The 20,929-nt window shown below is 61.4% G+C and carries 13 protein-coding genes and 1 pseudogene; 5 read left to right on the forward strand and 9 right to left on the reverse strand.

Annotated elements, in window-relative coordinates:
- Positions 1-328 precede the first annotated feature (328 nt).
- Genes lhpI through AWB74_RS38570 form a run of 3 tightly spaced genes read right to left on the reverse strand, consistent with a single transcriptional unit; the run spans position 329 to position 6,196 of the window.
- Positions 329-1,267: a bifunctional Delta(1)-pyrroline-2-carboxylate/Delta(1)-piperideine-2-carboxylate reductase gene (gene lhpI / locus AWB74_RS38560; RefSeq protein WP_061151841.1), complete on the reverse strand. Its 939-nt coding sequence runs from the start codon at positions 1,265-1,267 to the stop codon at positions 329-331.
- A gap of 24 nt (positions 1,268-1,291) precedes the next feature.
- A complete protein-coding gene (locus tag AWB74_RS38565) occupies positions 1,292-2,740 on the reverse strand; it encodes a short-chain fatty acid transporter (RefSeq protein WP_061151842.1) in 1,449 nt (482 codons plus the stop codon).
- 57 nt (positions 2,741-2,797) lie between these two features.
- Positions 2,798-6,196 carry a molybdopterin-dependent oxidoreductase gene (locus tag AWB74_RS38570; protein WP_061151843.1) on the reverse strand — a complete coding sequence of 1,133 codons (3,399 nt, stop codon included), beginning with the start codon at positions 6,194-6,196 and terminating at the stop codon, positions 2,798-2,800.
- Positions 6,197-6,308: 112 nt separating this feature from the next.
- Between AWB74_RS38570 and AWB74_RS38575 the strand changes: the two genes are divergently transcribed.
- Positions 6,309-7,220: a LysR family transcriptional regulator gene (locus AWB74_RS38575; RefSeq protein WP_061151844.1), complete on the forward strand. Its 912-nt coding sequence runs from the start codon at positions 6,309-6,311 to the stop codon at positions 7,218-7,220.
- Between the two features lie 541 nt (positions 7,221-7,761).
- Here the strand turns inward: AWB74_RS38575 and AWB74_RS38580 are convergent.
- Together AWB74_RS38580 and AWB74_RS38585 are read right to left on the reverse strand one after the other, a co-directional pair.
- On the reverse strand, positions 7,762-9,528 hold the full coding sequence (locus AWB74_RS38580) for a winged helix-turn-helix domain-containing protein (RefSeq protein WP_061151845.1): 1,767 nt from the start codon (positions 9,526-9,528) through the stop codon (positions 7,762-7,764).
- Positions 9,525-10,940 carry an MFS transporter gene (locus AWB74_RS38585; RefSeq protein WP_235024850.1) on the reverse strand — a complete coding sequence of 472 codons (1,416 nt, stop codon included), beginning with the start codon at positions 10,938-10,940 and terminating at the stop codon, positions 9,525-9,527. Before AWB74_RS38585 ends, AWB74_RS38580 begins: the two co-directional genes overlap by 4 nt.
- 80 nt (positions 10,941-11,020) lie before the next feature.
- Between AWB74_RS38585 and AWB74_RS38590 the strand changes: the two genes are divergently transcribed.
- Positions 11,021-11,593 carry a hypothetical protein gene (locus tag AWB74_RS38590; RefSeq protein ID WP_143749419.1) on the forward strand — a complete coding sequence of 191 codons (573 nt, stop codon included), beginning with the start codon at positions 11,021-11,023 and terminating at the stop codon, positions 11,591-11,593.
- Between the two features lie 1,019 nt (positions 11,594-12,612).
- On the opposite strand, the gene AWB74_RS46000 is transcribed toward AWB74_RS38590, so the two are convergent.
- From AWB74_RS46000 to AWB74_RS47720, 4 genes and pseudogenes are all read right to left on the reverse strand, one after another.
- Positions 12,613-12,828: a hypothetical protein gene (locus AWB74_RS46000; RefSeq protein ID WP_143749420.1), complete on the reverse strand. Its 216-nt coding sequence runs from the start codon at positions 12,826-12,828 to the stop codon at positions 12,613-12,615.
- Between the two features lie 328 nt (positions 12,829-13,156).
- Positions 13,157-13,435, reverse strand: coding sequence for a BrnA antitoxin family protein (locus tag AWB74_RS38600; RefSeq protein WP_061151848.1), 279 nt, complete (start codon positions 13,433-13,435; stop codon positions 13,157-13,159).
- Positions 13,419-13,688, reverse strand: a complete 270-nt coding sequence (locus AWB74_RS38605) for a BrnT family toxin (RefSeq protein WP_061151849.1) — start codon at positions 13,686-13,688, stop codon at positions 13,419-13,421. The genes AWB74_RS38600 and AWB74_RS38605 overlap by 17 nt, the downstream gene beginning before the upstream one ends.
- Positions 13,689-14,194: 506 nt before the next feature.
- Positions 14,195-14,450 (reverse strand): annotated as a pseudogene (locus tag AWB74_RS47720) (methyl-accepting chemotaxis protein); the annotation flags it as partial.
- Positions 14,451-15,873: 1,423 nt separating this feature from the next.
- Between AWB74_RS47720 and zorA the strand changes: the two are divergent.
- Genes zorA through AWB74_RS38625 form a run of 3 tightly spaced genes read left to right on the forward strand, consistent with a single transcriptional unit; the run spans position 15,874 to position 20,927 of the window.
- Positions 15,874-18,438 (forward strand): anti-phage ZorAB system protein ZorA, encoded by a 2,565-nt coding sequence (gene zorA, locus AWB74_RS38615; protein WP_143749422.1) that lies wholly within the window; start codon positions 15,874-15,876, stop codon positions 18,436-18,438.
- Between the two features lie 3 nt (positions 18,439-18,441).
- Positions 18,442-19,152, forward strand: a complete 711-nt coding sequence (locus AWB74_RS38620) for an OmpA/MotB family protein (protein ID WP_235024851.1) — start codon at positions 18,442-18,444, stop codon at positions 19,150-19,152.
- Positions 19,143-20,927 (forward strand): EH signature domain-containing protein, encoded by a 1,785-nt coding sequence (locus AWB74_RS38625; protein ID WP_087039439.1) that lies wholly within the window; start codon positions 19,143-19,145, stop codon positions 20,925-20,927. The genes AWB74_RS38620 and AWB74_RS38625 overlap by 10 nt, the downstream gene beginning before the upstream one ends.
- The last annotated feature ends 2 nt before the right edge of the window (positions 20,928-20,929 follow it).

A 20,929-nucleotide genomic window follows, 5' to 3' on the forward strand; every position in this document is an offset into this window, starting at 1 on the left:
ACATAAAGCCGGGTGACCGGCCTCTCACTGACCACCAGCGTCGGACCGTAGCCCCTACCGCGCGAGCGGTTTAGTCCGCCGGCCAATATTTGCCGTTCGGGCAACGCTGAAAGTCGTCATTCCAATGGCAGGTTTGCTAAGGGAATCTGTCGCTCGATAGGAGTAACCGCTACCGTCAGTGGTGACCACGGTGATGACGGACGACGACTACCCGCGTTGCCTCCAAATCAAGACAGACGATGCTTCCGGGTTGGGCCGATAGCAATCCGGCTTGCTCCAAAGCTCGCGGATGTGCGCGCATATCCATCGACTCGAGCGTCAGGGTTCGCTAAGCCCGCCTGCACCGCTCATAGACGAGCGCGGCTGCCGCCAGGTCTTCGAGCGCCGTTCCTACTGCCTTGAAGACCGTACGTTCCGTGTCGTTGCCGCGGCCCGACGCTTGCTGGCGGCACAGCGTTTCCAGCGTCGGCCAACGCTGCGGATCGGCGATGATTTTGCGCCGCAGTGGACCCAGCAGGTCGCCGGACTTCTGGAACGCTTCCGACGTATCGACGAACATCGTGGCGTTCATGAAGCACGCGTCGTCGGCTTCGCGCATCGCGGGCGTGAAGCTGCCGATCAGGTCGAGATGCGAGCCCGGCGCGAGCCATTCGCCGCGCACGACCGGTTCGGTGGCGAGCGTCGCGCAGGTCACGACATCGGCGCGCGCCACGCTTTCCGGCAGGTTGCCGGCGACGCGCGCATGGAAGCCGAGTTCGTTCAGACGCGCGACGAGACGTTCCGATGCGGCAGGAACCGCGTCCCATACGTCGACTTCGCGAATCGGCAGCACGGCGCGATACGCCTGCGGCACGAGACTGCCCACGCGGCCCGCGCCGAGCAGCGTCATGCGCGTGGCGTCCTTGCGCGCGAGATAGCTCGCCGCGAGAGCAGACGCCGCCGCCGTGCGGCGCGATGTGATCTCGTTGCCGTCGAGCTGCGCGAGCGGCGCGCCGGTGCGGGCGTCGTAGAGCACATAGGTCGAATGCAGGCCCGGCAGGCTGAGCGCCACGTTGCCGGGAAACACGTTGACGGTCTTGATGCCGAGATAACGCCCCTCCTGCCACGCGGGCATGATGAGCACGGTGCCGTGGTCGCTTTCCGTCTCGATCTTGTGGTTGTGACGAAGCGGCACGTGAGCCCCCTCGATGAACGACTCGCGTAAGGCGTTGATCAGTTCTGGGAAGGGCAGCGCGTAACGCGTGGCGGTCGAATCCAGAATCTTCATTGGCAGATTTTCCTCGTGGTGTTTTCAGGGCATGACGGGTGCGTGGTAGGTCAGCGTTGGCGCGAGCGTCCACAGCATGAACACCACGAGGGGGATATGCACAATGAGCTGCGTGAACGTGAAGCCGACCACATCTTTCGCGCGCAGACCAAGCACGCCGAGCAGCGGCAGCATCCAGAAGGGATTGATCAGGTTGGGCAGCGCTTCGGCCGCGTTGTAGATCTGCACGGCCCAGCCGAGATGCACCTGCAGGGACTTGGCCGCTTCGATCACGTAAGGCGCTTCGATGATCCATTTGCCGCCGCCCGACGGCACGAAGAAGCCGAGGATTGCGGAGTACACGCCCATCACTGCGGGAAACGAGCCCTGCGATGAGATCGCGACGAAGAAGTGCGCGAGATGGTCCGACAAGGGCAGGCCGCCGGGCGCCGCCGCTTTGGTGAGGATGAAAGCGATGCCACCGTAGAGCGGAAATTGGATCAGCACGCCCGCCGTCGACGGCACGGATTTCGCAACCGCATTCAGGAAGCGGCGCGGGCGCCAGTTCAGCAGCATGCCGAGCAGGATGAAGACGAAGTTGTACGTGTTGAGGTTCGAGATCGCGAGCAGCGGGTTCTTCGTCGTGAACTCATGGCCGATCCACACGCTGCCGAGCAGCGCGAGCAGGATCGTCACGAGCGGGCTGTATTCGAGCCACTCGCCGGGACGTGTGGGTTTCGCCAGGTTCATGTCGACGTCGTCGAGCGGCACGCCCAGGTCCTGCGCCGTGCGTGCACGATCGCCGACCGGTGCGGACAGGCCCGCGATGGCGAGCGACACGACGGTGAGCGCGGCGACGATCAGCATCGATTGCGGCAGGAAGATCGTTTCCGAAAACGGAATCACACCGGTGATCGCGAGCAGCGCTTTCGGCAGGCTGTCGGCGTTGGCCTGCAACTGCGCAGCCGACGAGCTCAGGCCCAGGGCCCACGTCGCGCCCATGCCGAGATAGGCCGCGGCTCCCGCAGCGCGATAGTCCATCCGCAGATCAGTGCGGCGGGCCAGCGCGCGCACCAGCAGGCCGCTGAAAACGAGGCTGATCGCCCAGTTGAACAGCGACAGGCCGATGCTCACGAATGCGACGAACATCACCGCGCTGCGTGCGCTCTTCGGCAGGCGCGCGAGCCACGCAATCGCCTTCGACGCGGGCGGCGATACGGCGACGACGTAGCCTGAGATCGCTACGATTGCCATCTGCATTGTGAAGGGAATAAGGCTCCAGAAGCCGTCGCCGAATGCGATGCTCACGCGCTGCACCGGCGCGCCGATCGCCAGCGCACCCACCGCCACGACGATGACTGCGATCGCCGCGAAAATGTACGCATCGGGAAACCACCGTTCGGCCCAGCGCGTTACGCGCGCAGCCATGCGTTCCATTGTGTTGCCGGCGTCCGATGCCGGCGGTAGCGGCTTTGCCTGTGTGACCTGTTCCATGCTGACGTCTCCTGTCAAGCGCGCTTGCGAGTGTGTAGATAGGGGAGTGGTGAGTCGTTAGGCTTCGACGACGAGATTCGACAGCGGAATCGCCTGGCACGCGAAGCACATGTCGGGTTCTTCGGGTGCATTGCCCGAGAGATGATCGGTGGTGCCTTTTGCGAGGCGCACCGCGCAGCTTTCGCACTGGCCGACGCGGCAGCCACTCGGCAGCGACACGCCGATGCTCTCGGCGAACGCGAGCAGGCTGCCTTGCGTCGGCGTCCATCGCGCGGTCTTGTTGGAACGCGCGAATGTCACTGTGAAGGCCTGCGATGCATCGCCGCGCGGCAGCAGCGGCGAGCGGAACGCTTCCTTGAAGATGTCGAAGGCAGGCACGCCGCGCGCGACGAGCCCATCGATGATGGATGTCATCATCGGCTCGGGGCCGCACAGATAGAAGCGCGCGCGGCGTCGAATCAGATCGTCGCTGACGACCGAGGCGTCGAGATAGCCGGCGCGTTCGTAGTCGATGCCCGCCACATCGAGGCCCGGACGCGGATGCGCATAGCAATTGAACACACGCAGCGCGGGCCCTTCGTTGCGTAATGCCGCGATGCGCTGCCTGAATGCATGCGCCGCACCGTGACGGTTCGAATAGAAAAGCCATGTCTCAGGGCGCTTCTTCGTCGCGGTATCGCATGCGAGCGATTCCAGATACGAAATGAACGGCGTGATACCGATGCCGCCCGCGAACATCACGACGGGCTGGCGCGAGCGCATCGGCAGCACGAACGTGCCGCCCGGCGCGCGCAAGGTCACAACGTCGCCCACCGCGAGTTCGCGGTGGATATGGCTCGACATCGCGCCTTCCGGCTGATGGCGCACGGAGATCGTGTAAGTGCGGCGGCCGCGCTCCTTTGCGTGGCCGACGAGCGAATAAGCGCGCGTGGTGCCGCGTTCGCCGAGCGCCGCAACATGCACAGACACGTGTTGTCCCGGCAGATAGTCGGGCAGCGGGCCTTCGTTCTTGGCGGCGAAGGTGACCGTGCGAACGCCTTCGGCTTCGTCAGCGAGCTTCGTCACGACGAAATCGCGCCAGCCTTTCCAAGCGCGCCGCTTGCGTTCAAACGACGGATCGGGCTGCAGATCGCAGGCGAGGGCGCGCATCGGCATGGAGCCGGAGAGCGGATCGTACTGTTTTCCTGACACCAGATTGCTGAAGTTGCTGTTGAGCGTCCCACGTGCGTCGAAACCTTCCATGCCGAGTTCGGCGCACGCTTGCCACCAGCCGTATTCGGCGATGAGCACGTCATCGGCGAGCGCATCCTCGATACGCGCGACGAAACGCGCCGAGCCGCGCGCGGTGCGCACCACTACCCAGTCGTCGTTTTCGATGTCCTTCTTCGCCGCGAGCGCCGCGCTCAATTCGATCAGTGGATAGGGCGCGCGCTTGCGCAGTCGCGTTACGCCGCGATGCTGGCTGTGGCAGTAGTAGCCGTTCTTCGTCGAGGTGAGCACGTAGGGATAAGCCGAGTCACGCGTTTGGTTCGCGAGTCCCGCAGGCGGCACATAAGCCGGCACCGGCGGATAGCCGTGCCGCAACAGCTTCTCCGAATACAGCTCGACGCGCAGCGTCTCTGTAAGAAAACCACGCGGTCCGTCGTGCGTCGGCAGCGCGTACTGCTTCTCGCGTTGTTCGAGTGGAGGCGATATGCCCTCGGGATGCGCGCGCAGCGTTTCGACGTCGAGGCCGAGCGGCGCGAGCATATAGTTCCATCCCGCCTCGATGCTGCCGCCGAAAAACGCATCGCGCATGCCCAGACGCGTCGCGAGCGCAAACACGATGTCGTAGTCCGCGCGGCTTTCGCCACGCGGCGTCACCATGCGCTGACGCAATTGCACCAGTTCCACTGCGCGCTCATCGATTTCGAAGCCGATGCGCAAGCCCTCGCGTTCCCACGGCGTGTTGATCGGCAGAAAGATATCTGCGTAACGCGACGAGGGCGTTTCATAGAGGTCGCAGTGCACGTGAAATTCGAGCTGGCTCAGCGCGGCGTGCGCGCTGTCGGCATCGGGCTGCGAGACGAGCGGATTGGTGCCGAACGCGAACAGCGCGCGCACCTTGTACGGCTCGCCTTCGAGCATCGCGCGATACATGTCGCGCGCCGTGATCCACCCTTGCGCAGGCGGGCCGAGCGGACGTTCGTCGAGGCCGAGCGCCTTGGCGCGTTGCTGCGGCGCGCAGAGTGCGTACGTGCTGACGGCATTGGCCGGCTGCCTGACGAATTCGCGATTCGAGCCGCGCGTGTCGAACGCCCCCGTCAGCGCGTAGAGCGTTGCGATGGCGCGCTCGGTCTGCGTCGCATTGGTGTGCTGGCCGACGCCCGACCACGCGTGATATGCGATGCGCTTGCCCGGCGCGAGCAGCGCGGCGGCACGTTCGAGCGCATCGGGCGCGACGCCGGTGACGGCTTCGACGTGCTCGGGCGTGAAATCGTCCAACGCGCGTCGGTAGCACGAGAATGCCGGTTCGCATTCGAACGCAGCGACCCTGTATTGACCATCGAGCGCGAAGTCCGCGGGAGACGTCTGCGCTTCCTCACCGAGCGCTTCCGCACGGCTGCGCGTCGCGTTCCATACGACATAACGATTCGCCGGCGAATGGGGATCGATATCCCGCTCGCGCAGAAAATGGCCGTTGTCGCGCCGCACCAGCAACGGCGCATTGGTCCATGCGCGCACGAACGCGTCGTCATAGCCGCGCGTGTCGATGATGCGCCGCGCGATGCCCATTGCGAGCGCGGTGTCGGTGCCAGGACGCACGCGCAGCCAGACGTCCGCTTCGCGCGCGAGCGCCGTCGGGCGTGGATCGGCGACGATCAGCTTCGCGCCGTTGCGACGTCCCGCCGCGATCGCATCGGCCTGCGCGAGCCACGTGTTGGCGGGGTTCGTGCCCCATAGGAGGATGACTTCGGCGTGGCGGTAGTCGGCCACCGGAATGCCGCAGCCGAACGTGAACGCGTGTGCGAAGTCCTTGTGCCAGTTGCAGATTTCCGTCGCGTAGCAGATGTTGGGGCTGCCGTAGGACCAAATAAAGCGCTCGACCCAGTCGATGCTGTCGCTCATCGGCGTGCCGCTGGGCGTCGTCACGCCGAAAGCCACCGATTCCGCGCCGTGCTCGCGGCGCAGCGTATCGAGCTTCGCGGCGATTTCGTCCAGCGCCTCGTCCCAGCCAATGCGGATCCAGCCCGGATCGGCGGCGCCTTTCGGCGCGGTGCGGCGCATCGGATGAAGCACGCGATGCGGGCTGTGTACGAGTTCCGGCGCGGACTTGCCCTTCAGACAAATCGCGTGGCCTGTCGGGTGGTCGCGGTCGGGACGCACTTCCGTCAACTGGTCGCCGCGCACGAGGTTAATCGTGCCGCAGCGCGAACGGCAAAGTGTGCAATAGCCCTTTTTTTCCTGTACTTCCATCACGTCTCCGGGTTCCATGGCGAGATCCTACGAAACCAGGAACGAAACCAAATTCATATTTTTGATCCGGCAATATAGAGTTTTTCAATACCTCACATCGGGGCCGCTCCGCATGCCGCGCCAGATCACCCTGCGCCAGATCGAGTACTTTTTATCCGTCGCCGACACCGGGCAAATTTCGTATTCGTCGAATCTGTGCAACGTCTCGCAATCATCGATGACCATTGCGCTCCAAAACCTCGAGGACGCGGTTGGCGTGCCGTTGCTGGCGCGCCATGCCAAGGGCGTGCGCCTCACGGATGCGGGCGTGCGCTTTCTGCGGCATGTGCAGCAGGCGCGGCAATCGGTGGGAGAGGCGGTGCTGGCGGCGCAGGAAGAGCCGGGGCAAATCTCGGGGCTTGCGCGGATCGGCATGACGGAGACGATTTCTGCATATCTGCTGCCGTCGTTGATGTCGACCATCACGCGACGCTTTCGGAATCTGCAGGTGGAAGTGGTCGAGCGCGAGCGCGAGACCATCGAGCGCCAGTTGCTCGACGGCGAACTGGACTTGGCGCTGCTGCTCGTCTCCAACACCGCGCTGCACGACGACCTGAAGTGCGAAACCATGATCCGCTCGCCGCGCCGGTTGTGGACGCCGCCCGATCATCCGTTGCTCGAAGCGCAGCGCGTCACGCTCGAAGACGTCGCGAAAGAAAATTACCTCCTGCTCGACATGGACGAGCATGTGCAGACGGTCGCTCGTTACTGGGGCAAGTTCGGCTTCGCGCCGCGCGTGCGCATGCAGAGCACATCGATCGAGGCGGTGCGCAGTCTCGTCGCGTTGGGCGAGGGCGTGACCATACTTTCTGATCTCGTCTATCGGCCGTGGTCGCTGGAAGGCAATCGCATCAGCCGCAGGGACCTGAGCGTGGCGGTGCCGACAATGGACGTGGGCGCGGTGTGGCACCGGAAGGTGACCTTGGGCCGCCAGGTAAGGACGCTACTGGATCTGTTCAGGTCGTGGAAGCACAGCACATTGTGATCGGCCGCTCCGTCCGGGAACCGGACGTTTGTATCGGGCGTTGCTGAGTGTCGGTTGAGGGTCGATCCGCGGCACACTTATGGCGGATTGCCGACTAGACGCCGGCTCAACCGGGCGTGCTTAAGCGTTTCTTCAGGTTTCGTCGATGGCCCCCGTGCGCCGCTCGGCGCATCCTGACGGCTAGGCGCGAAGTCACAGCCACCCGCAGGCTTCTTCTACGCGCCGACGTTCACGGCTGGTTTCTTGACAGCCGTGCTAAATCCGGAACCGGAGTAAGCCGAAATGAAAATGACCCAAGTCGTAGCGGTTGTCGCAGCGATGGTCGTCTCGTGCCACGTTTGGGCGCAAGACAGACAGTCGACCCAGCCTCAATCAACGCAGTCCGCAAAGGATGTCGGCGGCGTAGCAGATACGTCGGCGAGCGCAGGTTCGCTTTCGTCCCTGGATCGAAGTTATTCCAGTCCTGGCGACTCGGCCCGGTCAAGTGAAATGCGTATGCGGTCCGATACGTTTCGCCATCACTGAACGGTCCCACGGAAAGTCAGTGGCCGATGCGCCGTTCGACATGGCGGAAACGTCCCATCGAGCGGAAACGCCTGAACCACGCGTTCGTGCGAAGCTCGCAAAGCCGAGGCGAGCGTTCGGCGAGCGCGACTTCAAGCCAGTGGAACATCTCGTCCGGCCTCTCGAGCCGCGCGTAGATCTCGGCGAGCAGGAAAGGCGAGGTGTATCGGTGTCGTCGTCTTGCCAGCAAATCTTGTAGGTACCATTCGAGAACCTTTTTATAGCCGCCCGAACACCACACTGTCCGAATCGCCTCGGCACGGGCGAATTCATTGCAGCGCGTGAGCGCGTCGATGGTTGCGTCTATCGCTTCCTCGAAATGCTCCTCGACCTCGAAAGCGGTCGCGAGCAATTGATAAATGAGCGGCGAGCTCGGGCCGCGCCCCACGCTGAGATACTCACGAATCACTTCGTCATACCGACCCGACTGCACGAGCCCGAAGACGCGCGAACCTTCGAATCCGAGGGGATCGACTCTTTCCGCGAGTTCAAACTGGGCGCGTCCTTCCGCCTCCCGGCCGAGCACGAGTAACAGTCGCGCATAGAGGCGGCTGGTTTCGGCGTGGCTCGGATTCAGGCGCAGCGCTGCGAGAAACTCCTCTTCCGCGCGGCGCCAGTCCCAGTCGTAGAAGTAATGGACGCCCGCGAGAGCCTGATGCGCCTCGGGGAGGCTTGGGTCCAGCTCCAAGGCGCGCAGTGCCGCCTCGCGCGCTTTCGGATAGCCCTGCGAAGGCGCATAGAAGCCATGGGTCGCCGTGGACCCGTAGATGTTCGACATCCCTACGTAGCCCAGTGCATAGGTTGGGTCGAGATCCAGAGCGGTCTCGAAGTAACTGTGCGCACGGATGAAGTCCTCGTCGTTCAGCGCATGATGCGCGGCGAAGCCGGCATCAAAATGCACGCGGCGCGTCCAGTAGTAGCGCCCGCGCAAATACGCGTCGTGCGCGGCCGGATCGATTGGCAGCCTGCGTGACAACCTGTGTTGCTGCCGCTCGGCGAGGGCGGGCGAGACCTCCCTCGCTAGCGCCGCGCCAACTTCCTTTTGAATATCGAGGGCGCCTTTCGCCATCGGCTCGTGCGCGCAGCTCAGGAGCTGCACTTGATCGAAGGAGCGAATCAGTTGCGCCAGGATGCGAACCCGTCCGCCTTCACGCATCAGCGATCCTTCTAGCACATAGTCGACATCGAGCTCGCGAGCGATCTGCGCGATGCTCTTGTTGCCCCGCTGATAGCGAGCGGCCGTGGTGCGTGCGATTACCAGGATCCGCTGCGGATCAAGCATGCCGACATTCGCGGAGGTCTCGTCAGCGAGCGCGGCGCAAAAACTGTCGAGGCCGATGTCGTCGCTATTGTTCTCGAACGGCAAAACCAGTACGCGGATCGGTACAGCTGGCGTAGCAGGCGCGCCCGGCTCCCCGGCCACTGTTCGAATGCCTTCCAGACGGTAGCCCTTGCCCTTGACTGTAATCAGATAGCGCGGGACGTCCGGGTCTTCGTCGAGCGCGACACGGATCTTACGGATGGCCGTATTGATGCTGGTGTCGGTTTCACGGTACGCATTCGCGCCCCACAGCGCCCGCACGATGTCCGCGCGCGTGACGAGCTGCCCGTTGCGCGATGCCATCAGGATCAGCAGCTCCATCGGCAGACGTTCGAGCTTGACTGGTTCGCCGCGGCGCCGCAACTCGTAGCGGCGCGTGTCCAGTTCGACGTCTTCCATGTCCGCGGAGCCAGGCGTGTTCATGGGCGCTCTCTCAGGGGCGATCGTATGCTCACATCCGTTGCGTTGGCCGGCCGGGCGTTGCGCGCCATCCCGAACGATGCGGCGAACGACAGCAGCGCGCACGCCACCAGGACGAGCGCGGGCGAAGCGCGCAGTCGCGCATCCAGGAAATGCGCGGCGAGGGGTGTCAGCCCGAGCGCCAAGGTGAGCCCGAGATTCATCGCGGTGGCGACGCCGCTGAACCGGACGTCGAGCGGAAACGACTCGGCGATTGCGCAAGCGTAAGTGCCGTTCGCCAGTGATGCGACGACCCCGGCCATTACATATAATCCGGCCAGGCTACACAAACGATTCGTCACCGCGATGAAAAAGATGGGCGCGAAGAGTGCGGAGAGAACCGTGCCGAGTCTGAACACCTGACGGCGGGACACGCGGTCGCCGAGATGCGATGTAACGAGGATGCACGCCGCGACGACGATGAGATATCTGATTTGCGCGTCGATGATCTGGGCCTGCTCATAGTGGAGTCCGCGCAGATAGGACGGCAGATAACCGATCAAGATGCCGCTCGACGCACCTACCAGAAGGCACGCGCCCGTGCCCGTCACCAGGCGCATGGAATGTCGACGGCAGAGCATGCCGAAGGGCGCACGATGGCGCGCGCTGACGGCGCGCGCGTACTCGTCGGTTTCGGCGAGACGCCTGCGTATCGCGAAGCTTAATAGACCGATCATGCCACCGATGAGAAAGCCGAGCCGCCAGCCGTACGCGTCCATCTGGACGGGAGTGAACGATCTTTGCACGACGAGATTGACGCAAGTCGCGAGGAGGAGGGCGAGATTGACGGCGACGAACACGATGCCGCATAGGAACCCCGGTCGGGCGCGGGCGGTTTCCACCGCATAGACGACGGCACCCGGGAGTTCTCCACCAAGACACAATCCCTGAATCAATCGCAGCAACACGAGAAGCACGGGCGCAGCGATGCCCCAGTCGGAATATGTAGGAAGCACTCCAATGAGGAAGGTCGCCACGGACGCAATCATCGCGGACGACAGGAAGGCAATGCGCCGGCCATACAGATCGCCCAGGCGGCCAAACAGGATGCCGCCGACAGGTCTCGACAGATAGCCGATAGCGAGCACCATGAAGGACAGCGTTTCGCCGGATGTGCCCGCGTGCATGGAGAAAAACGCAGCGCCGATGTTGCGGGCGAAGAAGCCATAGATCACGAAATCGAAGACTTCGAGTGCGCCGCCTGTGCTCGCGACCAGTATCGTCCAGCGTTGGCGGGCAGTCATGGCCGTCGTGAGTCGTGAACGGTTGTCTGGTTTTTTCGACACGAGGCGCCTCCATGAATGCCGGCGATCCGTTTCGATAAAGAGTAGGGCAGTTTTCCTCCTCGCGAAGCTTGGAAAGCGCCCGCCATTCATGATTTCTTCACCTCGTCTCCATTGTTCGCCACCCGCCGCCGCCGCAGTATGGACAAGTGTCGATGACAAAGGGGACCGAAATGAAACACCGATTCTGGAGTGCTTACACGGCCTTGGCGGGCGCATTGCTGCTCTCGGGCGGCGTCGCACGCGCAGATGATCACCAGTGCTCGAACGCTACCTTGAGAGGGACCTACGCCTTTGCCGCTCACGGTTCGCTGGTCGGCATCATCGTTGGCGGAACGATCTATCCGTACGCGAGTCCGCAACTGATCGACGGCGTAGCGGTACAGACGTTCGATGGCAGAGGGTCGTTCACGCGCAAAGACTTCCTGATGAACACCGGGATGGCGCGGCCGGGCGCGGTCAATTCGGCGGGTTTCGCGCAGGGGCAGACCGGGGAGTATCAGGTGAATAGTGACTGCACGGGCTCGATGCACATCGAGTTTCCGGGAGCGCCGCAGGCGGGTGCGATACTCGATGTGCAGATCGTGGTCGAGCGCGACGGTCGCGTCGTGAGAGGGGTGTTGAGCCGCGAGCAGGTTCCCGGCTCGATGCCATCCGGAAACGGCACACCATGCGGCTCTCCATGCCTGCTGGCGCCGCAGATCAGTCTGGAAGGCACCCGAGGGGATTTCGAAGGAGGGAGGTGAGGTTCGATCGCTCATCCGGACGCAGCGGGTAGTTGTACTCATGTTGGAGGCGAGAATGGCCACCCCGTTGCGTACCATCGCACTGCTGACTTTGCTTGCGTCGGGCGCCGCCCGTTTGCCAACACGCCGAATGGCATCGTAGGGCAGCTGGCGCATTGCGGCACGTGACCGATCCGGCCGCTACGGAATCGCGTCATGTGCCCCGAGTGAAGGATCAGTACTGCGCCGAGGCCTGGGTGACGCGGGTTGTCAGCTATGGTTCGGATGGGAGAGAGCGGCTCGACATCGTCGCGCCGGACGCGTCCGACTCAACGGCGTCCATTGCTCAACCTTGCGGGGATCGGTTCGGAACTGCGCCGAAAGCGGGCTCGCCCTTGTTCAGCGCCCGTTTTCCGGGGTTGCGGGCAGCGACCCTCCGTGCATCCGGTCCCAGCTTTCTGCCCCCGCTGGGCACCGTCGCGACGCGTCCCATTGCCCTAACTTTGAATTTTTAATTTCGCGGGTACGAAAAAATGACGGAACGGTCGGTCCCGGTCGAAATCGGCTCAGAGATTCGATACCCCCACCCCCTTCAGCGTTGCTGCCTCCGAAATCGTTCGCCTGTTGACACGTGCGCGTAATGCACTCGTTTGATTACGCGACAACACTTGACGGGAAAGGCTCGGTGCTCCTGTGACCTACGTACATAGTGAAATTTCGCGGTTACAGCAGTTACAGCGGTTACGCATGCGCCAACCCCTTTTGCAACAAGGCTTTCGGCGTAACCGCAATTCTGTAACCGCACATTCGCGTAACCGCGCACGCGGTTACAGACCACGTCGAATGCCGGTTGTCGCGGTTACGCCTGGAGGTTGTCGTCATCATCGGTCCTACAACGTGCCTTCGAGATGATGTGATAGACGTCGGTCGCAATCGTCACGCGACCAGCGCGTTTGCAGACCTGACACGGAGCGCAGTCGCGTAGCAGGATGCGCTCGCGCCGTTTGACCCACGCATTACCATACCCGCGTACGTGGCGGTTATAAGTGGATTTTTTCGGGCGACGCAGAAAGTTTTTGCTTCCAGAAAGCTAAAACCTCAGTGGCCAAGATGACCGCGTCGACACCGAAGTTCCCAATGGTCACCATTTGCTTTCGAAGTTCTTCCGCTTCAGCGACTGAAAGCGAGACGATGAGTCCGGCTTCAACGTAGTCGTCTTGAACATAGTCCGGTACCACATAGCCCAACGTCTGCACGTCGGTAACAGACTTGTGCTTTTGTGGGTAACCTGGAAATGCTTCCCACCATTCGCTAAATGCGATACGACCTGTAGCAGTATCGAACTTTGCCTCAGAGCAGAGCGATTCGCTTTGTCAGCGTCGTTATCGTTCGGATGCAACCAATCCACGACGTGTTCGGTCGTGACGAAAAAGTCGAAAGCAGCGTATAGCCTTTGCCCTGGATCGCGCATGCGCGCCAAGTCAAACGCCAACTTCTTAGCAAGATCGTCAGGTGTTTTCAGTTCGCCGCACGCCGCCCAAGCTGTGACCATTGAAATCCTGCAGTCGAATAATTGATAGAGGCCTAGGCGGGTTGATGATCCTTCAGCCAATCGCGCAGCGCATCGTTCATGCGCGTTTGCCAGCCATCCCCTGATGCCTTGAATGCTTCAATAATGTCCGCGTCGTATCGAACCGTCAAAGAGACCTTCGGCGATTCAGAACGCGGCCGCCCGCCACGACGCTTCATGCGCGCGAACTGTTCGTCGCTCGGCACGAAGGTATCCGGATCGGCAGCGATGCCGCGATTGATCTCGGCATCTTCTTCCTCGGTCGGCATATAGATTTCATGTTTCTTCGTCATAGCGCTTCACCTCGCGTCGGTTAGCCTTGCGCAGGCTGATCACATGCATCTTGTCGCCGCGCTGCGTATACACCACGCAATAGAGGCGACCGTCGATGAGCGCGTAACCGATCTCGCGAAGTTCGAGGTAATCAGCGCGGTCATCGACATCGAACCAGACATCCGACCAATCGATACGAGCAGCGAGGGAAAGCTCAACGCCGTGTTTGGCAAGGTTCGAGCCGTTCTTTGCGGGGTCGAATGTGATGTCCATGTGAGTTATTGTAGTTACGCAAATCTTCGAGTGCAAGAGGTTTTTGTAACTACAGATGCGCAAGTGGCATCACACCGAGGCGCTGTCCTCCGACGCCTGGTGCGATGCGAAAGCAAGCGGGCAGGGGTCCACTTCACACCGCACGCGATCGAAAAATCGCAGCAAATGGGCTAAACCGCAAACAAGAATTTTGTGGATGTGAAAATGCGCCGGAACGGTCGGTCCCGGGCGAGTTCGGCCCAGAGATTCGCTACCCCCACCCCTGTAGCGTTGTTGTCTTCCGAACTCGTTCGTCTGTGACCCGTTGCATGAGGCCGGACGTGCCTCAATTGCGGGAATCACAGCGCGCCTCGGGCCATTTCGCGAACCTTGCTTTTTTTCGGTGTAACAGGTGTAGCAGGTGTAACGCGCGGCGCACACCCAATAGCAGCACGGGATCCGTCGTTACACCACAGCGTTACACCTCCGTCCAGATGAACTTCAGGTGTAACACCGCTGCCGCAAATTCAGGCAGGGCATCGGAAATCTCGGAGCGACACTGCTTCGTTCAGTTCGCGCGTCTGTGATGCAGCGAAGACGCCGCCACCGCTTCCTCCACCAGCGCCGCGTGTTGCTGCATCATTTCGTCCATCTGAGCGACGGTCTTATTGACATTTTCGATGCCGTGCTCTGTTGCAGCGACGAATCGCGAATCTCGGCCATCATCTGCGTGACGCGCAAGATCGACTCCGTTGCGTTGTGCATCGCCTCGTCCGCGCGCTCGTGCCTTCTGCGCCATGTTCTGAGGCAGCGTACGTACGCAGGTCGACTCGGGGCGACTTGTACTACATTGTGGTATGGCGGAATTCCGCATCAATCAACGTGTCGGCTACTGCCCCGACGCAAGTCAACAGATCACCACAGCGAGCCTTTATCGCGGGCAACATCCCCTCGACAGCCTGTTTGGGCCCTGCGTAGTGCAGCCGATCGACATTGACTCAAACTCATCGAGAGTCGTCGGCACCTCAAGGGCGTCCACAGGTCACCTGCTCACCTGCCGCGCGGTTCTTTTTTTCTTCCGCGGTTACCCGTGTTTTTCGGTTGCGCGGTTAACTTCCTTATCTGGCAAGGGTTTGCCGGTAACCGAAGGGGTTTTCGGCAGGTTACGTAACTGAGCGTCGGTTACCCCGAAACCCGCGCCAGCATTGAAACGTAACCCAGTATCCGAAATTTCCGGGGATCCGGCGGGGGAAGACAAAAAGCGTTCAATTCGCCGTTTTTTCCGCTACAGCGCTACAACCCTTATCTGGCAAGGGTCGCAGCGTAGCGGAAGCATTTTATGAACAGCTACGTAGCGCATCACCGCTACGCTCTGATGCTCCCAGTACGGATGTGACAAGCGTGGTCAACATTGCTGCGTTGATCTCCATGCCAAAGATGACACCGATTTTGGCCAACACTCCAACCTGGATCGGAACGAGGACAATTGGATCTGAGAAGGGCATCGGCGTTGCCGCCGCAGGCCGCGAGACCTGCCGCTACGTTCACCTTCTTCTCAGCCTGGCGCTTTTTACTTCGAGGCCCTCGTGGTACGCGTCGAGAGTGCATTCGCATACGCACGCTTCCGGGCCTCGGGTAATAGCTCCAATGTTGTGTCGATCAGAGTGCATCTTGACCACGTGCTCATGCCAACGCCGGTTTTGCTTACGGTTACAACGTTGACCCGGCCAAGCCCCCTGGTCGCCGCGCCAATGGCGTCCCACCATGAGGCTGTGTTGAATTTTATGCTAGGACGATAACTTTGCCGTTGCTTAAGACTTCGTAAAATCCGCCGTAAACATCGAAATCGGCACGGCCTCCCGGTTCGGCGTAGGTCAGCGACACGCTTACGCACTGTACGGGGCAGTGGCGGTTCCGAAGTGTGCCAGAGTTATAAATTCCGGGCCGCCGGCGCGTATGCCGGTGTTGGAATGTAAATTGGGACGTCATCGGGAGGACGCCCTGGCTGCGTACGTAGTCTGGCCAACGTTTAAACATAATTATTCCAAGAGAGAGCTAAATGACCAACGGCCTCCAGACTTTTCTGGCTTCCATAGATCCTTCCCTACGTTATCTGTCTGGCTTGCCCCTGGTCGTTTTCTGTCTGGTCGTCGTCATTACGCTCGCGCTGATACTTTTATATGTTGGTCGGGGCGGGGTGGTGTTTGTGCAGATTTCCGCAATCGTGAAGGGCGTGCGCCACGCCGGAATAGGCCCCGATCCTGATTCGCTTGCTTCGCTTTTCAAGCACGAGCCGTTCAGACATCTGTGGCTCGAATATCGCGATACCCTGCATCCGCTTCGACGGACCGCAAACGGTGCGTCGGAAATTCGTGCGACCCTTCCGGCAGAAACCTATTTCACGCGGGACGTACTGGTCGATAGCCGTCTATTCGACGACTTCGCGCGTCATGCTCCTGGCATCCTGACAGGTCTTGGCATCATTGGGACCTTTGCCGGTCTGCTTCAGGGACTTGGCAAGTTCGATCCCTCGACGCCCGCCAAAGCCGTCTCGGGTTTGTCGCCGCTCCTGGGCGGTGTTTCCCACGCCTTCATTGCGTCAGCTGTGGCGATCGGCTGCGCGATCTTCGTGACTTTCCTGGGCCGGCTCGTTCTCACATTTCTCTATCGTCGCGTCGAACAGCTCAATCACGCGATCGATGCGCTCTACAACACCGGCGCCGGCGAAGAATATCTCGCACGTCTCGTGCACGCTTCCGAGAAGAGCGAAGCGCATGCCGCGCAACTGAAAGATGCGATGGTCGAAGACCTGAGCCGCATGATGACCGAACTCGTCGATCGGCAGATCGCGGCACAGGCCAGCGCCACCGCGGCGCTAGGTGAGCAGATCGGTCAGACTTTGCACACGTCGCTTGCCGCGCCGCTGCAGCGCATGACCGACGCCATGGAGCATACGAGTCGCGGCAATGGCGAAGCGGTGAGTGGTCTGCTTGAATCCATGCTGACGGGTTTCATGGCGAAGCTGGAAGACACGTTCGGCGGACAGATGCGCGGTGTCAGCGAGCAGATCGAGCATTCGCTTTCGGCGATTTCCGCCGTGCAGGGTTCAATGCAGCAACTGCTGGGCGACATTGCCCGGACGAGTACGGAATCGTCGGCTCGGGTCACCGGGACGCTCGAAGAAGCGCTCAAGACCGCTGCCGCCAATCAGGAAACCATGACGAACCAGATGCGCGAGTTCGTCAATGAGTTCCGGCAGCTCGTGACGGCCGAGCACAGCAGGACGAAGCAGGCGATGGACGCGACCGTCGGCCAGATGATGACGCGCGTGAACGAAACGTTGGAAAGTCTGGCCGATAGCCGTGCAACGTCGTCCCGTCAGGAAGAAGAGCGCAACGCTGCGCTCGCGCGACGAACCGAAGACGTGATCGCCGGGCTTTCCAGTCATCAGGAATTGATGATTGCGCAGATGCGTCAGTTCGCGCAGGACTTCGGCAAGACCGCGGTCGAGGAGCAGCAAAAGAATCAGGCTGTCATGGATAAAACCCTCGATCAGATGATGACACGCGTGAGCGGCGCGCTGGACAGTCTCGCCGAAAGCCGCACGCTTTCCGCGCAGCAGGAACAGGCGCGCAACGACGCATTGAGCCGCAGCACGCACGAAGTCCTGTCCGGCCTGTCGGGACACCAAAATACGATGGCTTCGCAGGTGCGCCAACTCGCGGCCGAGCTAGGCGCAGGCGCGAGCCGTCAGCACGAAGAATCTGCGCGAGTGATGAACGGGGCGGTCGAGAAGGTGCTGAGCGACGTGTCCGCATCGATGGCCGCGCTCCATTCGTCGAGAGAAGCGGCCGCGCAGCAAGATCAGGCCCGTAGTGACGCTTTGAGCCGCAGCACGCACGAGGTCCTGTCTGGCCTGTCGGGGCACCAGGACGCGATGGCCGCGCAAGTACGCCAGTTCGCGGCCGAGCTAGGCGCAGGCGCGAGCCGTCAGCACGAAGAATCCGCGCGCGTGATGAACGGTGCGGTCGAGAAAGTGCTGAGCGAGGTATCTGCATCGATGGCCGCGCTCCATTTGTCGAGAGAAGCGGCCGCGCAACAGGATCAGGCGCGCAATGACGCGATGGTGCGCCGGACCGAGGAGACAATTCAGCAAGTCACCAGGCAACTCGCGCAAGTTTCGGAAATGGTGGCTGCGCAGATCACGCGCGCGCAGACGAACATCAACGAGCTCCAAAACGTGAGCATTCGTGCCATCGACGGCATGAATAGTGGTGCCGCAACCTTGAGCGCCGCGGCGCAACGTTTCGAAACCGCTGGCGCTTCGGTCGTGACCGTGTTCGACAGATCGTCGGCGGTCGCGAACGATCTTCAGCGGACGTCCGCGGCTTTGCAGAGTGCATCGTCGGCGGTCAACGCGGCATTCCAAGAATACGATCGCACGCGCGGAGCGGTGCAGGAATACGTCGGCATTCTCAGCAAACTCGTGGAGTCCGCACAGACCGAAACCGGTCTGACGAGCCGAATGATGTCGGACCTTGATCGGATCGTGAATACCTTGAAGAACGTGGAACGTCAGACGACCGAATACCTTACCGGTGTCAACGAAGCGCTAACGCACTCGTTCGAGCAATTCGGCAACGCAATGTCCAACCAGTTGACCAAAACGATCGCCCAGACCGACCGTCACCTGGGCGATGGTGTACAGCAACTCACGGGCGTCGTCCAGGAACTCGGCACCGCATTGCAACGCATGAAGCGCGCGGCATAAACCATGTTCTCGAAGATCACGCTCAAGCGCGCCGCGAAGGCGGAAAGTGAAAGTCCGTTCTGGATTTCGTTCTCGGACCTGATGTCCGCGCTGATGACGCTCTTCCTCGTCGTGATGGCGACGACGCTCGTCACGGTCACGAACAGCGTGTCATCGGTCGAGCAGCGGAAGATTCAGCGCGAGACGGATATTCGCGAACTCATGTCGCAGATCAAGGAACTGTCGCGCGAATTTCCCGAGGTCAAGGTCAACGAATCGACTTATCGCATCGACCTAGGCGATGTGGTTCGCTTCGACAGTGGCCGCTCCGACATCACGTCCAATGGCGCACGCTTCCTGCGCCGCTACGTGCCGGTGCTCCTAAAAGCTCAGCAAACTGACATCGGACGGAGATGGATTCGCCGCATCGTCGTCGAGGGCTTCACGGATCAGGACGGCAGCTATCTGTACAACCTCGGTCTGAGTCTTGATCGCAGCCGGCGTGTCGTGTGTGCACTGTTCGTTTCGCCATCGCAGACAGAAGCGCCGTTGAACATAGCGCAGAAAACTCAGATTCGCGATCTGTTCCTCGTCGGCGGATATTCATTCAATTCGACGAAGGAATCGAAGGAAGCCAGCCGCCGGGTCGAACTGAAGGTCGAGTTTTGGGCGCTGGATGAGAACCCGTCGACGATCTCGGCGCCGGCATCGAAGGAGTTTGGGCAATGTCCGTGACGACCGGACCACTCGCTTCCCTGGCTACCTCTCTCGAAGAAGCCCTGCGCCGCATGTTTTCCGATTGGCAGGAATTGGGTCGGCCTGAACTGGTCGAGCGCGCCAGCAATCACGCCAAGGCGGTCTTTCAAGCCTATGCGAGCGCGCGGCCTTCCGGCAAGGACGCTTATGCCGCCGCTTTGGCTTTCGTGCGCGGGAAGGAACTCGATGAGGTTCAATATGACGCGCTCGCCGGCGCCCTGAACACGAAGATCGAGGAGCGTCGCGGAGAGTCTCCGATTGCCAGTCGCAAGCTTCAGGAAGCGCTGCACTGGTACGAGGAAGAAGCGACCGCCGGCCGGCTGTGGCGTCTAACGTGGTTCGGCTTGTTGACGTCTTATTTCTCCCACGATCCGCGGGCAGTCTCGCCGGCTGCCGAGCAGGGGTGGGCCGCACTGCGCGGCTTGCTGCAAAAAACCTGGCCGCTCATCGATCGAGCCAACCAGAATGTGGCGGTCCCGGAGTGGCTGCGCACGTTGCGCGAGTACCCGGCGCTGATCACGGAGGGCGCGACTGATGAGTTCGCCCGGGACTTCCTTGATGGAAACGAGGCGGCGCTCGATGCCTTGGCCCAGTGCGTGGGCATTCCCGAAGGTAGCTGGTTCTGGCAGGCGCTCGTGCTAAGCGCGGTTCGCGCATGCACTGAAGACACGGATAGCGCTTTCCATGCGTGCATTCCACGTTTGCTGGAGCTGATTCGTTCGCGCCCTGTGTATCGCGATCAGGCGCTCGAACTGATTCTTGCCCGTTACTATCGGCTGGCCGAACGATCTGTGCACGAAGCGTTGCGCGACTTTGTCGTCGACAAGAATGTGTGGCGTAACCCGAAGCTCAAGGCTGCCGGAATCGCGACGGCGTGGAATCGGGTGCCGGAAGAGATCTGGCGCATGGTTCTGCAATGGGTGAACGAAGGCAATCTGCGCGATTTCTTCGATGTGCTTGCCGCGAGAAACAGCGCGGACGAAGGCCGGCTCGCGTTCTGGAGCGGGTATATGAGCCAGATCACCTGGACTCGGCTGATCTTCAGCAGCGATACCTTGATGCTTGCGCGGACGAACAAGGACATCCGCGCATTGATCGCACGCGAGAGCGACTCATATGCCTCACTGACAGGAAACAGGAACCTCGATGCATTCATCATGCAGATCGGGGAGTACATCATCGTCGAGTTCAGCACGGTCGGCAATGCGGCATACGTGTATGACGCCGCCACGCTCAAGTTCAACCGCTACTCCACTTCCTATCACGGCGGAACGGTAGACCTGCGATACGGCTTCAAGTCAGGCGCTCGCTGTCGGATCGTGCACAAGCATGGTTGGGAATGGCAAGCGAAAGCTGACCTGAGCCGTCTCGGTATTCTCCCCGACAATGCTGTTAGCAGAGCGAAATCCCAACCCGTTGCCCCGAAGTCGGTCCTCACCCCGAATGAAACCCGTCGCGCCGACCCGCCCGTCTACAGCCAGATCGAAACACGCCGCACCGAACCGCCCGCTCAGCCAAAACCCGACCCGGTCCGCTCGCGCAACGACTGCGTGACAGTCGGCCCTTTGACCTTCGCGGAACTGCAACGCGAAGTCGCCTGCTTCTCAGGCGCTTATGTCATCGATAAAAGAGCGGCTGACGGCGGCCGCTTATGGGTCGAAGATCCGAATCAGAACATGCAACTCGGCCTGCTGTTGAAGAGCTGGGGTTTCAGATGGGCGAACTCACGTTCGGCCTGGTATTACGGGGAGTGAGT

It is taken from the genome of Caballeronia arvi (genome assembly GCF_001544695.2).
Lineage (GTDB): Bacteria > Pseudomonadota > Gammaproteobacteria > Burkholderiales > Burkholderiaceae > Caballeronia > Caballeronia arvi.